Here is a 15803-nt window from a genome sequence, read left to right on the forward strand (position 1 = left end):
GGGGCATGATCGTCTCCCCCGTCTTCGCCGGCAAGCGCTACGCGGTCCTCGGGCTCGCCCGCTCGGGGCTGACCGCCGTCGCCACGCTGGTGGGGAGCGGGGCCCAGGTCATGGCCTGGGACAGCCGGGACGAGGCGCGCCAGATGCTCTGCGAATGGACCGACTGCGGCAAGGTCGAACTGGCCGACCCGGTGACGGCCGACCTGACGGGCTATGACGGCGTCGTCGTCTCGCCCGGCATCCCGCTCAACCGCCACCCCATCGCCGAAGCCGCCGCGCGCGCCGGCGTGCCGGTGATCGGCGACATCGAACTCTTCGCGCTCGCCAGGGCCGACCTGCCCGCGCACCGCGTCGTCGGCATCACCGGCACCAACGGCAAGTCGACCACGACCTCGCTTGTCCACCACCTGCTCGAGTGTGCGGCGGTGCCTTCGCAGGTCGGCGGCAACATCGGCGTGCCGGTGCTCGGCGAGGACCCGCTGCCGGCTGGCGGCGTCTATGTGCTCGAACTGTCGAGCTACCAGATCGACCTCACCTACAGCCTCGACTGCGACGTGACGGCGCTCCTCAACATCACCCCCGACCACCTCGACCGCTACGAGGGGTTCGAGGCCTATGCCGCGTCCAAGCAGCGCCTGTTCGAGATGCAGGGCGCGGGCCGCAGCGCCATCTTCGGCACCGGCGACCGCGAGACCAGGGCGATCGGCCACATCGAGGCGGCGCGCCGCGCGACGGGCCTCGTGCGCATGGTGGACGGGGCCGAGTTGCAGCCGCTCCAGTCGGAATGGCCTTCGCTGCAGGGCCCACACAACCTCCAGAACGCCGCCGTCGCCATCGGCATCGTCGAGGCGCTCGGGATCAAGAAGGCGCAGTGGCGCAAGGCCCTGCGCACCTTTAGCGGGCTCCCGCACCGCATGGAGCGCGTCGCGGAATCGGGCGGCGTCACCTACATCAACGACAGCAAGGCGACGAACCCGGCCTCCACGGCGCCGGCCATCGCCGCCTTCCCGCCCGAGCCGACCCCGCGCATCCACTGGATCCTCGGCGGGCTCCCCAAGGGCGACAACCTCGACGAATGCGCGCCGTTCTTCGGCAACATCGCCGCCGCCTACACCATCGGCGATGCCGGCCCGCGCTTCGCCGAGATCCTGGCGCCGCACATGCCGGTCCACAATTCCGAGATGATGGCCGAGGCGATCCGCGAGGCGATGGCCGCCGCGAAGCCCGGCGACGTCGTCATGCTGTCGCCCGCCTGCGCCAGCTTCGACCAGTTCCGTGACTACGAGGCGCGCGGCCTTGCCTTCCGCCAGATCGTCGAGGCCCTGCTCGAACTGCATGGCGAGCAGGAGGGCCCGCGCTGATGGCGACCATTGCCCCGAACACCGGCGCCGCCTCGTCGCAGCGCTACAGCCGCAGCCGGCGCGGCCAGCTCGCGATCTGGTGGCAGGAAATCGACCGGCCGACGCTGGTGCTCGTGCTGATCCTGATGGCGATCGGCGCGGTGGCGGTGGCGGCAGGCTCGCCCGCAAGCGCGCGGCGCCTGTCGACGACGGCGGAGAAGCTGCCGCAGCTCCACTTCTTCTATCTCCACATGCGCTGGCAGATTCTCGGCCTGATCGCGATGTTCTGGGCTTCGACGCTGAGCAAGGACAGCGCGCGGCGCCTCGGCATCCTGCTGGCGGGTGCGATGCTCTTCGCGCTGATCCTGGTGCCGCTGGTCGGCTCGGAAGTGAACGGCGCCAAGCGCTGGCTGCGCTTCGGCATCTCGCTGCAGCCGTCCGAGTTCCTCAAGTGCGGCTTCCCGATCCTGCTCGCCTGGATCCTCTCGTGGCGCGCGCGCGACCCCGGCATCCCGGTCGTGGGCATCTGCTTCGGCCTGATGGGCCTGCTGGCCGCGCTCCTGATGCTCCAGCCCGACTTCGGCTCGACGATGCTGTTCTCGGGCGCCTTCCTGGTGCTGATCCTGCTTTCGGGGATCGATCTCAAGCGCATCGGCATGTTCTTCGGGGCGGGGCTCGCGGGGCTGGTCCTGATGTATTTCACCTATGACAACGGCCGCAACCGCATCGACAACTTCCTGTTCGGCGGCACCGCGTTCGACCAGGTGGACCTTGCCCAGCGCACCATCCTCAACGGCGGCTGGACCGGGCTCGGCTTCTGGATGGGCACGCGCAAGCTGGCGCTCCCCGAGGCGCATACCGACTACATCTTCTCGGTCATCGGCGAGGAATTCGGGCTGCTCGCCTGCATGATCATCGTGATGCTCTACCTCGCGATCCTGACCCGCGTGATCCTGCGGCTGGTGGAGGAGGAGGACCTGTTCACCGTTCTCGCCGCCTCGGGCTTCGCCGCGCAATTCGGGGGCCAGGCGTTCATCAACATCCTCGTCAACCTGCAGCTGTTCCCGTCCAAAGGCATGACCCTGCCGCTCATCAGCTACGGCGGCTCGTCCACCGTGGCGATGTGCCTCTCGATGGGCCTGCTGCTCGCCGTCACCCGGCGCAATCCGTTCATCAAGCGCGAGAAGTTCTCGCTCCGCGCTATCGGAGATATCCATCCATGAGCCTGGTTTCCCGCCACTATGTCCTCGCCGCAGGCGGGACGGGCGGACACCTCATACCCGCCTTCGCGCTCGCCGCCGAACTGCATGCGCGCGGCCACCACGTCGCACTGGTGACCGACGAGCGCGGCGCCGCGATTCCCGGCAAGCCCGACTACCTACCCGCCCATATCCTGCCGCCGGGGCGCATCGCGGGCCGCAACCCGATCGGCTGGATCAAGGGCCTCAGGGGCGTGATCGCCGGCCGCCGCATGGCGCTGCGCCTGTTCGACACCTTCCAACCCACCGCCGTCGTCGGCTTCGGCGGCTACCCGGCGCTTCCGACCCTGCTCGCCGCGCGCTCTGCGAAGTTGCCGACCGTGCTGCACGAGCAGAACGCGGTGCTTGGCCGCGTGAACCGCTATTTCGCGAAGAAGGTCGACGCCATCGCGACCTCGAGCGCGAAGACCGACCGGCTCGACCCGGCGCTGGAAGGCAAGGTCACGCTCGTCGGCAACCCCGTGCGCGAGGACGTGCTGACCCTGCGCGACCAGCCGTTCCCCGAGTTCTCGGAGGACAGTCTTTTGCGCATCCTCGTCACCGGCGGCAGCCAGGGCGCGCGGGTGCTTTCGCAGGTCGTTCCCGAAGGGCTCGCCATGCTGCCCCCGGCGCTGCGCTCGCGCCTGCAGGTCATCCAGCAGTGCCGCCCGGAGGATATCGAGGGCGTGCGCCAGCGCTACGCCGCGCACGGCATCCCCGCCGAACTCGCCACCTATTTCGAGGACATGGCCGACCGGCTCGCCGGCGCCCACCTGTTCATCGGCCGCTCGGGCGCCTCGACGATCGCGGAGCTGACCGGCGTCGGCCGCCCCGCGATCCTGATCCCGCTGCCCTATGCGACCGACGACCACCAGACTGCCAACGCGCGCGAGATCGTTGCGGCGGGCGGCGCGCGCGTCATCCGCCAGCCGGCGATCACCACCGAGGATCCCGACGCCTACAAGGGCGACAAGCGCAATGCGCTGCTCAGCACGCAGGCGGACATCCACCAGCAGATGGCCAAGGACCTGTGCCTGCAGATCCAGGCCATCGCCCAGCATCCCGCCACGCTGGCGAATGCCGCCCACGCGGCGTGGAACTGCGGCTACCCGAATGCCGCGAAGGACCTCGCCGACCTTGTCGAAAGCTTCGGCGCCGCGCCGATCATGGACGTGATCCGGATGGAGAAGGCCGCGGCGCCGCAGGGCGGCGAAGCGCTGGCGATGGAGTCCGCGCAGTGAAGGGCGTCGGCACCGAGATCGGGACGATCCACTTCGTCGGCATCGGCGGCATCGGCATGTCCGGCATCGCGGAGGTCATGCACAACCTCGGCTACTCGGTGCAGGGCTCCGACATCGCCGAGGGCTACGTGGTCGAGGGCCTGCGCGAACGCGGGATCAAGGTCATGATCGGGCAGGTCGCGCAGAACGTCGAGGGTGCGGCGGTCGTCGTCACCTCCACGGCGGTGAAGCGCGACAACCCGGAAGTCGTCTACGCGCTCGAGCACCGCATCCCCGTGGTCCGCCGCGCCGAGATGCTGGCCGAGCTGATGCGCCTCAAGAACACCGTCGCGGTGGCCGGCACCCACGGCAAGACGACGACGACCTCGATGGTCGCCGCGCTGCTCGATGCGGGCGGGATCGATCCGACCGTCATCAACGGCGGCATCATCAATTCCTACGGTTCGAACGCGCGCCTCGGCGCCTCGGACTGGATGGTGGTCGAAGCCGACGAGAGCGACGGCTCGTTCCTGCGCCTCGACGGCACCATCGCCATCGTGACCAACATCGATCCCGAGCACCTCGACCACTACGGCTCGTTCGAGCGGATCAAGGACTCGTTCGTCGAGTTCATCGAGAACGTGCCGTTCTACGGCGCCGCACTGCTGTGCATCGACCATCCCGAAGTCCAGGCGATCATCCCCAAGGTGCGCGACCGCCGCGTGGTGACCTACGGCTTCTCCGCACAGGCCGACATCCGGGGCGAGAACGTCACCCCGATCCCCGGCGGCAACCGCTTCGATGTGGCGCTGCGCCAGCGCGACGGCTCGTTCCGCCGGATCGAGGGGATCGAACTGCCGATGCCCGGCCGCCACAACGTCCAGAACGCGCTCGCTGCCGTGGGCGTGGCGGCGGAGATGGGCTGCTCGGATTCGTGCATCCAGGGCGGCTTCTCCAAGTTCAAGGGCGTCAAGCGCCGCTTCACCAACGTCGGCGAAGTCGCGCTGGACGGCGGCATCGTCACCGTGATCGACGATTACGGCCACCACCCGGTCGAGATCCGGGCCGTGCTCGCCGCCGCGCGCGAGGGCGTGAAGGGCCGCGTCATCGCGGTGGTCCAGCCGCACCGCTTCACCCGGCTGCGCGACCACATGGAGGACTTCCAGGGCGCTTTCAACGACGCCGATGTGGTCTATGCCGCGCCGGTCTACGCCGCCGGCGAACAGCCGATCGAGGGCGTCGACAGCGCCGAGATGGTCGCCGGTATGAAGGCGCGCGGCCACCGCTCGGCGCAGGTCATAGGCGGCTCCGACGCGCTGGCCGACGTGCTCGCCGAGACCGTCCTGCCGGGCGACATGGTCGTGTGCCTGGGCGCGGGCGACATCACCAGGTGGGCGGCCGGTCTGGCCGAGGCGATCAAGGCGCGGAGGACCGCGTGAGCGAGGCCGCCAGCCTCCCCGCCGTTCGCGGCAAGCTGACGGCAAATGCGCCGCTCGCGCCGCTGGTCTGGTTCAAGGCCGGCGGTCATGCGCAGTGGCTGTTCGAGCCCAAGGACCTTGCCGACCTGCAGGACTTCCTGGCGCAGCTCGACCCGTCGGTGCCCGTCATGGCGCTGGGGCTGGGCTCCAACATGATCGTGCGCGACGGCGGCGTTTCGGGCGTGGTGATCCGGCTGGGCAAGGCCTTCGCCAAAGTCGCTGCCGAGGGCGTGACGCTGACCTGCGGCGGGGGCGCTAGCGGTATCCTCGTCTCCTCCACCGCGCGCGATGCGGGCGTCGCGGGGATCGAGTTCCTGCGCTCGATCCCCGGCACCGTCGGCGGGTTCGTGCGCATGAACGGCGGCGCCTATGGCGGCGAGGTCAGGGACATCCTCGTGGACTGCGACGTGGTGCTGCGCTCGGGCGAACTGGTGACGCTGGCGAGCGCCGACCTCGGCTACACCTACCGCCATTCCGAACTGCCCGAAGGCGCGGTCGTCGTCTCCGCGCGCTTTAAGGGCCGCCCCGGCGAGCCCGCCGATATCCAGGCCGAGATGGACCGCATCTCCGCCGCGCGCGAGGCGTCGCAGCCGCTGCGCTCGAAGACCGGCGGCTCGACCTTCAAGAACCCCGAGGGCCACAAGGCCTGGCAACTGGTCGACGAGGCCGGATGCCGCGGCCTGCAGCTCGGCGGGGCGCAGGTCAGTGAGAAGCACACCAACTTCCTGCTCAACACCGGCGACGCTACCAGTACCCAGATCGAGGACCTTGGCGAGGAAGTGCGCCGCCGCGTGAAGGACCGCTCGGGCGTCGAACTGGAGTGGGAAATCCAGCGCGTGGGCCTGAGGCCATGAGGGACGAGGACTGGGACGTCACTGGCCACGAACAGCAGATTCTCGATAACATCGGCGAATTCGGCTGCCACATCACCGTGGTCTCGCCGCCCGACGGCATGGACGACGAGGATGATTTCGACGACGAGATCGACAGCGAGTTCGTGGACGACGACGAGGACGAAGGCGACGAGCGTTTCGCCTACTCGGTCGGTTTCCCGAAGACCGTGAAGCAGCCCGAGGTGATCGTCTTCGGCTTCTCGACCGAGCTTTCCGCCGCCGTCATCAACGGCCTCCTCGACATGTGCCGCGAGGGGCTGGTGCTGGAGGACTGGAAGGAAATCGACGGACTGCTCAAGGGCCACCGCTGCGTCCTGCGCGAAGTCGAGCCCGAGTGCATCGTGCCATACTACTTCAATTCCGCGATCTGGTTCGCCGAGCACGAGACCGGCCACGAACTCACCCGCGCCATGCAACTGGTCTGGCCCGGCGTCGACGACGGCCTGTTCCCGTGGGACAAGGGCTGCTCCGAGATCGTCCGCGACCTGCAAACCCCGCTTTACAGAACGAGTCTGAATTCATGAGCCTGCCTAAAATCCACGTCGCGGTCCTGATGGGCGGCTGGTCGAGCGAACGCCCGGTCTCGCTGATGAGCGGCGAGGGCGTGGCCAGGGCGCTCGAGGGCAAGGGCCACAAGGTCACGCGCATCGACATGGACCGCGACGTGGCGCTGCGCCTGGCGGAGGCGAAGCCGGACGTGGTGTTCAACGCGCTCCACGGCACGCCGGGAGAGGACGGCACGGTGCAGGGCATGATGGACCTGATGGGCCTCACCTACACCCATTCCGGCCTCGCCACCTCGGTGATCGCCATCGACAAGGAACTGACCAAGCAGGCGCTCGTCCCCCATGGCATCCCGATGCCCGGCGGGCGCGTGGTCAAGTGCGCCGAGATCTTCGAGCGCGACCCGCTGGCGCGCCCCTACGTGCTGAAACCCGTCAACGAAGGCTCGTCGGTCGGCGTCGCCATCGTCACCGCCGAGGGCAACTACGGCAACCCGATCGCGCCGGATGTGAAGGGGCCGTGGCAGGAATTCGACGAACTTCTGGCCGAGCCTTACATCCGGGGACGCGAACTGACGACCGCCGTGATCGGGGACCGCGCGCTGCTGGTGACGGAACTCAAGGTCAAGGCGGGCTTCTACGACTTCGATTCCAAGTACACCGACGGCATGACCGAGCACGTCTGCCCCGCCGAAATCCCCGACGAGATCGCCCAGGCCTGCAAGGACCTTGCGCTGCGCTCGCACCAGCTGCTCGGCTGCAAGGGCACCAGCCGCGCCGACTTCCGCTGGGACGACACGCAGGGGATCGAGGGCCTGTTCCTGCTGGAGGTCAACACCCAGCCGGGCATGACCCCGCTCAGCCTCGTCCCCGAACAGGCGCGCGCCTGCGGCATGGACTATCCTGAACTCGTCGAGGCGATCATCGCCGAAGCGCTCGCCGACGCCGAAAAGGCCAGGGCGAAAGCGGGTGCCAAATGAGCCAGACGATCCGGCGCAAGGGCACCACCGCCCGCAAGGCCGCCGCCGCCCACGGCACGCAGCGCAAGGTCCGCGCGGCCAAGGCCCGCACCGGCTCGGCGCTCGACACGGCGATGGGCTGGCTGCCCTTCACCGAGGCGCAGCTACAGAAGATCTTCCTCGTCCTGATCCTGGGCGGGGCGGTCGCGCTCGCCTGCGTGGTCGCCTCGTTTGCCGGGCTTCCGGGGCTGGCGGGCAAGCAGATGGCGCTGGTCGCGGGCCAGACCGGCTTCGAGGTCAAGCGTGTCGAGGTGCGCGGCGTCAGGAACATCAACGAACTCAAGGTCTACGAAAAGGCGCTGGCCGAGCGCGACCGGGCGATGCCGCTCGTCGATATCGCGGCGCTGCGCGAGGACCTGCTCGGCCTGTCGTGGGTCAAGGACGCGCGCGTCTCGCGCCAGCTGCCCGACACGCTGGTGATCGACATCGTCGAGCGCGAACCCCACGCGGTGCTGCGCAAGGCCGACCGCTTCATGCTGATCGACGAGACCGGGCACGAACTGGAGGCGGTCAGCCGCAAGCAGGTCAGCGGCAAGCTCATCGTCTCGGGCCCCGGTGCCGGGCAGCAGGTCGTCACGCTCGGGCACCTGCTGGAAGCCGCGCCCGCGCTGAAACCGCGTGTCGCCGAGGCGGAGTGGATCGGCAATCGCCGCTGGAACCTGACCTTCAAGTCCGGCCAGGTCCTCGCGCTGCCCGAGGGCGACCGCGAGTCCGCCGGGGCACTGGTCACGTTCGCGCGGCTCGACGGCACCAACCGCCTACTCGGCGGCAAGGTCACCGCCTTCGACATGCGCGCCAGCGACCGCATCTATATGCGCGTGCCCGAACAGGACGGGCAGGAACTGGCGCTCAAGGCAGGCTCGGTGCCGCATACCGCCGCGGCCGAAAGCGCCGCGACTGCGGCCGCACCGGCCGCCGTAACGGAAGATCAGTGATGAGGGGATCACGCTAATGCCCACGCAGCGCATCACCCGCGTCTTCGGCGCGGTCAACATCGGCTCCTTCCGCATTTCCGCGATCGTCGCGGGGATCAACGAGGTGGGCGACATGGTCGTGCTCGGCTCCGGCCACCGCGCCAGCCAAGGCATCAAGCGCGGCTACGTCACGGACATGGCCGCCGCCACCTACGCCGTGCGCGACGCCATCGACCGCGCCGAGAAGATGGCCGACACCGCCGTCCAGAAGGTGTGGATCGGCTGCTCCGGCGCCGGGCTCGCGAGCCGCATCGACCAGTTCGATGCCGAGATCGGCGGCCGCCGCATCGAGCAGGAGGACATCGACCAGCTGCTCATCTCCGCGCGCGACGTCATCCAGCCCGACGGGCGCATGGTGCTCCACGCCCAGCCCGCCCAGTACCGGCTCGACGGTGCGCACGGCGTCGGCAACCCCAAGGGTCTCCATGCCGAGCGCCTGGGCGTCGATATCCACATCATGCTCGCCGACGGCGCGCCGATCCGCAACCTGACCGAGGCGGTCCAGAGCGCGCATCTCGAGGTAGAGGCGGTGGTCGGCTCGCCCATCGCGGCGGGCCATGCCTGCCTCTCGCCCGAGGAGCGGGACCTCGGCGTCGCGCTCGTCGAGTTCGGCGGCGAGGTCACCAATGTCGCGATCTACGAGCAGGGCATGCTCAAGGACATGATGGCGATCCCGATGGGCTCGGCCGACATCACCGACGCCATCGCCTCGGCCTTCGGCATCCGCCGCTTCCAGGCCGAGCGTCTGAAGTGCGTCAACGGCTCGGCCATCGCCAACCCGACCGACCACCGCGAGATGATCCCGGTCAACGCGCCCGGCGAGGAAGGCACCGGCCCGATCGCCCGCCACGCCGACGATAAGAACCGCATCCCGCGCGCCGAGCTGATCGGCGTCATCACCGGCCAGCTCGGCTCGCTGATGGAGGAGATCAACAAGGCGCTTAAGACGATGCGCTTCACCGGTCAGCGCGGCAAGCAGGTGGTCTTCACCGGCGGCGGCGCGGAGCTGGTGGGCCTTGCCGACTATGCGCAGGCCGCGATCGGCAAGCCGGTGCGCATCGGCCGCGTCGCGCAGCTGGCGGGGCTGGCCGAAGCGCACGTCAAGCCGGGCTTCTCGACGCTGGCGGGGCTGGTGCTCTACGCCGCCGCCGATCCGGTCGACATCCGTGCGCTCGGGAGAAACAACGCGCGCACCGTCAAGCTGGGCGGCATGGGCACGGTCGGGCGGGTGTATCAAGCGCTGCGCGAGTATTTCTGAGCGAGTGTCCGGGCGTCGGGCATGTCGAACCCTATGTCCCGTCGTCCCCGCGCAGGCGGGGACGACGCTTGTTCTTTCGACGCCGCGAATAAAGCGGGACCCCCGCCTTCGCGGGGGCGACGGCTTGATAGGGTCGCGGGCATTTGCAGTTAGGCTGTGTCGGCGCCTCGGCCGCCCCCGAGCCCAGCCGTGCAAACCGGGCGATGGGCGCGGACGACGTGGCGGAATTGGCGGCTTTGGCTGTGGACAACGGTTTATGATGCTTTGCTTCGACGACTCGAAGCATGCCATCAGGCAAGTCAATAATTTTTCTTCGCGCACGTGCCTGCCAGGAGAGCGTAATGAGCATTAACATCGGACCCCCGTCGATCGAAGAGCTGCGCCCGCGCATCGTCGTGATCGGCGTGGGCGGGGCGGGCGGCAATGCCATCGCCAACATGATCCAGGCGCAGATCGAAGGCGTGGACTTCGTCGTCGCCAACACCGACGCGCAGGCGCTCAACAACTCGATCGCCGAGACCCGCATCCAGCTCGGTCCCGACATCACGCAGGGCCTTGGCGCGGGCGCCCGCCCCGAAGTGGGCCGCGCGGCGGCCGAGGAAACGCTCGAGGAACTGGAGCGCCTGCTCGACGGCGTCCACATGGTCTTCATCGCGGCCGGCATGGGCGGCGGCACCGGCACGGGTGCGGCCCCGATCATCGCCGAAGCCGCGCGCGCCAAGGGCGTGCTGACGGTCGGCGTGGTTTCCAAGCCGTTCATGTTCGAAGGCACGCGACGCATGCGCGCCGCCGACGCCGGGATCGAGGAGCTGCAGAAGCACGTCGATACCCTGATCGTCATCCCGAACCAGAACCTGTTCCTGGTCGCCAAGGCCGACACCACCTTCAAGGAAGCCTTCAGCCTCGCCGACGAAGTGCTCCAGCAGGGCGTGCGCTCGATCACCGACCTGATGATCATGCCGGGCCTCATCAACCTCGACTTCGCGGACGTCCGTTCGGTCATGGGCGAGATGGGCAAGGCGATGATGGGCACCGGCGAGGGCGAAGGCCCGAACCGCGCTCTCGAAGCTGCGGAACGCGCGATAGCGAACCCGCTGCTCGACGGTGTGTCGATGCAGGGCGCCAAGGGCGTCATCATCTCGATCATCGGCGGCGACGACATGAAGCTGCTCGAAGTCGACGAGGCCGCGAACCACATCCGTGAGCTGGTCGATCCCGACGCCAACATCATCTGGGGCTCGGCGTTCAACCCGGACCTGCAGGGCAAGATCCGCGTCTCGGTCGTCGCCACCGGCATCGAGCAGACCACCGAGATGGCCGAGATCGCCTCGCGCCCGATGAACCTGGGTTCCTCGCGCGGCCCGGTGCGCCCGGCGCTGCAGACCCCGTCGTCCTACCAGCCCGCACCGGTCCAGGCGCCTGTCCGCCAGGCCGAACCCGCGCCCTTCGTGGCGGCGCCCGAGCCCTACGAGCCCGCTGCGGAACTCGAACTCGGTGCGGAAGACGAAACGCACGAACCCGCGACCGGCAACGCGGGCGGCTTCGGCGGCCTGCGCGGCAGCTACAGCGAACCGCTGGAACTGGGTCTCGACGCCCAGGCCGAGCCGGTGCCCGCGCCGGCAGCCCCGCGCCCCCGCGCGCAGGACGAACTGCGGCTCGACGGCGGACAGGTCCAGCCGCCGGTGCAGCCCGCCGCCCAGGCACCCGCCGCGCCGCGCCCCAAGCCGGCCGCCGGGGGTGGCAGCACGCTGTTCGAACGCATGACCAGCCTTTCGCGCCCCCGTCCGGGTGCCGAGCCGACCGGCGATGACGACGACGGCGATGCCGGCTCGATCAGCATCCCGCGCTTCCTCGGCCGGCAGAACAACCAGTAGGATGCCGGACCGGCGCCGCGTTCCGCTTCGCTCGGCGGGGTGACGGGCGTCCGGCCGCGTTCGCTTGCGGTTCATCGGGCCGGGTGCAAAGGCGCGCGGGTGCGTCCGGCAGGGCGCGCCAGGCATGACGAAGGACTTGCGGGTGGATCACTTGGTATCGCGGTTGCTGGCGGGAGCGGGCATGGGCTGTGCGCTGGCATGGTCGCCCGCAGCATCGGCGCAGGGCGCTCCGGTGGTTTCGCGCCCGGTCGTCCAGGCGCTGCCCAGCGCGGACAGCAAGCGTCTCGCCGCCGCGCTCGCCACGATCGGCCGCAATCCCCGTGATGTCGCGGCGCTGATCGAAGCGGGAGACGCCGCGCGCGCACTGCAGGACTTCGACGCCGCGATCGGCTTCTATCGCCGCGCCGACGAGGTCAGCCCGGGGAACGGCAGGGTCAAGGCCGGGCTTGGCAGCGCCTTCGCGCTCAGCGGCGATCCGGTCAGCGCCATTCCCTTTTTCGATGCCGCCGAGAAGGCCGGCGCCGCCCCCGTACTGATCTCCGCCGATCGCGGCCTCGCTTACGACCTCGTTGGCGATAACGCCGCGGCGCAGCGCCAGTACGCCCTGGCATTGGCCACGGCGATCGGCGCGCAGGCCGACGAACTGCGCACGCGGCTCGCCGTCAGCCAGGCGATCGACGGCCAGCGCGACGCTGCTTATGCGACCCTGCTGCCGCTGCTCAACAAACGGGATAAGCCGGGTTGGCGTACCCGCGCCTTCACGCTGGCGATCGCGGGCGACACCAACGAAGCGGTCGATGTCGCGCAGAAGATCCTGCCGGGGCCGCTCGCGGAAAACATTGCGCCTTACCTGCGGTACATGCCGCGACTGACCCGCGCGCAGCAGGCCGCGGCGGCGAACCTCGGGCGCTTCCCGCGCGCCTCCGAGGTCGGCCGCGACGATGCCCGTATCGCCGCTTACGCCCCGCCGAGCGCGGCGGCGGCAGGCAGCGGCCTCATTCCCAAGGGCCAGCCGCTGGGCGGCACCCGCGTTGCCAGGGCGGGACCGACCAGGGCGGAGCGCGACCGGGCAGCCCGGGCCGCGAAGCCCGCCACGACCCGGGCCCGCACCGGCACGAGCGAAACCAGCCAGACGGCGGCCCGCTCGGTTATCCTGGCGGCCGCCGACCCGGACCGCGTTGCTCCGCCCGAGGTGAAGCCGACGATCGAGCGCGACACCGGCGAACTGCCGCCGGTCGGCCGGCGCACCGAACTGGCGCCCGTGGTCGAGACGCCGAGCGCCGCGTCTCCGGCCCCGGTCGCACTTCCCACGTCCTCGCCGGTCACGGCACCGGGCCGGTCTGCGCAGGCGGCGGCCTTGCCGGCGGCGAACGCGCCTGCGCCGGGCTTCGATCTCGGGCGCATGTCGGCGCCCGCCCAGCCAACCCCGGCGCCCACGCCCACGCCCGTTCCTGCTCCAGCGACTACCGTGTCCTCTGCCTCGGCTCCGCCGACACCTGGCCCCACGCAGCGCTCGTTGTCCGATATCTTCGCCGATCTGGGCAAGCCGGTCTTGGTAGCCGTGCCGGCCTCGGGCGCGGTGGACATCCGGACGATCACGCCGGCCCCGCCTCCCTCGCGCGTTGCCCCCAAGGTGGAGGAGCCCAAGCTGGCCGACGCCGGGCCTGCCGATGCGACGGGGAAAGACGCGAAGGGGCGGCCCGTCGATCCGAAGACCAAGCTGGCCGATGCCAAGGCCAGGGATGCGAAGGGCAAGGCGGCCGAAGCCAAGGCGGCGGCCGACGCCAAGGCCAAGGCGAAGAAGCCCGCTCCTCCCGCGCACCCCAGCCGGATCTGGGTGCAGATCGGGGTCGGGCGCGACAAGGACGCGATCGCCTTCGACTGGCGCCGCTACAATCGCGAAACCCCTGCGCTGTTCAAGGGGCGCCAGCCCTATATCAGCGACATGGGCCGCACCAACCGCATCCTCGTCGGGCCCTTCGCGACGCAGAAGGCAGCCGCGGCGTTCCTTGCCGATGCCAGGAAGCAGGGCTTCTCCGGCGCGCTGCCGTGGACCAGTCCCGCCGGTCAGGTGGTGGACACGCTGCCGGGCAGATAGGGCATCCCGGCCTCCACTGGCGCCGGGCCGGGCGCTGTGTTAACGGGTGTTCATTCTTATCCACACGCTGTGAACAGGCTTGTGCAGTTATGCGCAGGCGATCGCGGGGTCCCGGATTGTGCTTTCCCGCCCGCTGGCAGCATCCATGCATCGTATTCGCGGAGGGTTGATGTCACAGATTATGAGGACCGTTCAGGACGATATCGACCGCGACGACGACGAGGCCGCGCCTGTCGAGATGCTTGCCGCGCTGTTCGAGGCGCGTGACTGGCCGTTCGAGTATTCGGGCGAGGACGAGATCTCGGCGGAGGTGAAAGGCGCCTGGGCGAGCTACCAGCTGCAGGCGATCTGGCGTCCGGAGGACCGGGTCCTGCAACTGCTGTGCCTGCCCGACATCCGCATCGCCGACGCCAAGCGCGCCGCCGTCCACGAAGCGCTCGCGCTCATCAACGAGCAGCTCTGGCTGGGCCATTTCGACGTCTGGTCGAACGGCGGCGTGGTGCTGTACCGGCACGGACTGATGCTCGGCCCCGACGGACTGCTCGGCCCGGGCCAGGCGCAGATGGTCGTCGAAGCTGCGATCGAGGAATGCGACCGCTTCTATCCGGTGTTCCAGTTCATCCTCTGGGGCGACAAGACCCCCGCCGAAGCGCTGACCGCCGCGATGGTCGACGCCGCCGGGGAAGCCTGAGCAGGCCGGCCCCTCCCGCGCGGGAATGAGCCCGCGGCGATAGCCTGTCTTCCGCGCGCAGGCAGGCCCTTGGGGCACCCTTGCGGCACAACGCCTCCCTGGCGTTGGCGCGCTCCGATCAGACCCTCCCTTGCCCTCCCAACGGTCGCCGCCCTGCCTGGGGGCGATGGGCCGGCGCGCCCGCGCACGTCCGCCACGGCGATGCCCATGCCCATTTACGACCGTTCGATTCCGGTGTATCCGCCGTGCTGTACACATGTTCAGCAACACCTCCGGGAGAGGCGGCCAAATGGCTATCCGTTTCGAAAACATCAAGGAATTCATAGGCTCGCGCGTGATCTGGGACGACCGCGCCGACCTGTTCACGCCCGAAGCGGCCAAGGCGATTCGCGCCAAGGTTGAGGAGCGCACCGTGCTCGTCTTCCCGCAGGTGGACCTGACCGACGCCGAGCAGCTCGCCATTACCAACGCGATGGGCGAGAAGATCCGCCTGACCGCGCGTAACAACGTACAGACCGGCGACGACGACATCTACCAGGTCACGCTGGACGAGAAGATCAACCCGCAGCCCGAATACGTGCTCGGCACCTTCTTCTGGCACATGGACGGCATCACCGTCGACATGCCGCCGCCGTTCGCCACGCTGCTGTCCTGCCGCATCGCCCCGGCCATCGGCGGCGAGACCGAGTTTGCCAGCACTTATGCCGCCTACGAAGGGCTGCCCGAGGAAGAGAAGCAGGCGCTCGACGGCCTCAAGGCCGTGCATTCGGTGCGCGCCAGCCTCTCGCCGATCGCCGACGCCATTCCCGAGAAGCACCGCGAGAAGGTGCTGGGCATCGGCCTCATCAAGGAGCACCCGATGGTCTGGACCCACGAGTCCGGCCGCAAGTCGATGGTCATCGGCACCACCGCCGACCACATCGTCGGCATGGAAGTGCCCGCCGGCCGCGCCATGCTGATCCGTTTGCAGGAGTGGGCCGCTCAGCCCGCCTACTCGCTGCGCCACAAGTGGACCAAGGGCGACTTCGTGATATGGGACAACACCGGCGCCATGCACCGCGCCATCCCCTACGACAAGTCGACCGGCCGCATGATGCACCGCACCTCGATTGCAGGCAGCGAGGCGGTGGCGGCCTGAGGCGGTCGCCGCTTCCTCAAGCCCTAAACCCGGCCCCGTCGTCCCCGCATTCGCGAGGGCGACGGAGTTGGCTTCCGGT

The 15803-nt window shown here is 69.3% G+C and carries 13 protein-coding genes; all 13 read left to right on the plus strand.

The genetic code is table 11. The features are described from left to right. Positions 1 to 5: 5 nt before the first annotated feature. Entirely contained in the window at positions 6 to 1361 is a 1356-nt protein-coding gene (gene murD / locus AC07M9_RS02840) for a UDP-N-acetylmuramoyl-L-alanine--D-glutamate ligase (RefSeq protein WP_494881148.1), read from the plus strand. Then, positions 1361 to 2563, plus strand: coding sequence for an FtsW/RodA/SpoVE family cell cycle protein (locus AC07M9_RS02845; protein WP_494881149.1), 1203 nt, complete (start codon positions 1361 to 1363; stop codon positions 2561 to 2563). The genes murD and AC07M9_RS02845 overlap by 1 nt, the downstream gene beginning before the upstream one ends. Then, positions 2560 to 3819 carry an undecaprenyldiphospho-muramoylpentapeptide beta-N-acetylglucosaminyltransferase gene (murG, locus tag AC07M9_RS02850; protein ID WP_494881151.1) on the plus strand — a complete coding sequence of 420 codons (1260 nt, stop codon included), beginning with the start codon at positions 2560 to 2562 and terminating at the stop codon, positions 3817 to 3819. The genes AC07M9_RS02845 and murG overlap by 4 nt, the downstream gene beginning before the upstream one ends. Next, the gene (gene murC / locus AC07M9_RS02855; protein WP_494881152.1) at positions 3816 to 5237 is read left to right on the plus strand and encodes a UDP-N-acetylmuramate--L-alanine ligase; all 1422 of its coding nucleotides are present in this window, start codon (positions 3816 to 3818) and stop codon (positions 5235 to 5237) included. The genes murG and murC overlap by 4 nt, the downstream gene beginning before the upstream one ends. Beyond that, positions 5234 to 6130: a UDP-N-acetylmuramate dehydrogenase gene (gene murB / locus AC07M9_RS02860; RefSeq protein WP_494881153.1), complete on the plus strand. Its 897-nt coding sequence runs from the start codon at positions 5234 to 5236 to the stop codon at positions 6128 to 6130. The genes murC and murB overlap by 4 nt, the downstream gene beginning before the upstream one ends. After that, positions 6127 to 6693 (plus strand): DUF4262 domain-containing protein, encoded by a 567-nt coding sequence (locus tag AC07M9_RS02865; RefSeq protein WP_494881155.1) that lies wholly within the window; start codon positions 6127 to 6129, stop codon positions 6691 to 6693. Before murB ends, AC07M9_RS02865 begins: the two co-directional genes overlap by 4 nt. Then, positions 6690 to 7652, plus strand: coding sequence for a D-alanine--D-alanine ligase (locus AC07M9_RS02870; protein ID WP_494881156.1), 963 nt, complete (start codon positions 6690 to 6692; stop codon positions 7650 to 7652). The genes AC07M9_RS02865 and AC07M9_RS02870 overlap by 4 nt, the downstream gene beginning before the upstream one ends. Next, positions 7649 to 8626, plus strand: coding sequence for a cell division protein FtsQ/DivIB (locus AC07M9_RS02875; RefSeq protein ID WP_494881157.1), 978 nt, complete (start codon positions 7649 to 7651; stop codon positions 8624 to 8626). The genes AC07M9_RS02870 and AC07M9_RS02875 overlap by 4 nt, the downstream gene beginning before the upstream one ends. 16 nt (positions 8627 to 8642) lie before the next feature. Then, positions 8643 to 9923: a cell division protein FtsA gene (ftsA, locus tag AC07M9_RS02880; RefSeq protein WP_007682445.1), complete on the plus strand. Its 1281-nt coding sequence runs from the start codon at positions 8643 to 8645 to the stop codon at positions 9921 to 9923. A 341-nt stretch (positions 9924 to 10264) separates the two neighbouring features. Then, a complete protein-coding gene (gene ftsZ, locus AC07M9_RS02885) occupies positions 10265 to 11797 on the plus strand; it encodes a cell division protein FtsZ (protein WP_494881158.1) in 1533 nt (510 codons plus the stop codon). Positions 11798 to 11921: 124 nt separating this feature from the next. Next, on the plus strand, positions 11922 to 13895 hold the full coding sequence (locus AC07M9_RS02890) for a tetratricopeptide repeat protein (protein WP_494881160.1): 1974 nt from the start codon (positions 11922 to 11924) through the stop codon (positions 13893 to 13895). Between the two features lie 181 nt (positions 13896 to 14076). Continuing rightward, a complete protein-coding gene (locus AC07M9_RS02895; RefSeq protein ID WP_494881162.1) occupies positions 14077 to 14586 on the plus strand; it encodes a type III secretion system chaperone family protein in 510 nt (169 codons plus the stop codon). Between the two features lie 289 nt (positions 14587 to 14875). Further along, entirely contained in the window at positions 14876 to 15724 is an 849-nt protein-coding gene (locus tag AC07M9_RS02900; RefSeq protein WP_494881163.1) for a TauD/TfdA dioxygenase family protein, read from the plus strand. The last annotated feature ends 79 nt before the right edge of the window (positions 15725 to 15803 follow it).

The sequence above is a fragment of the Novosphingobium sp. GW821-FHT09E05 genome (genome assembly GCF_059416165.1).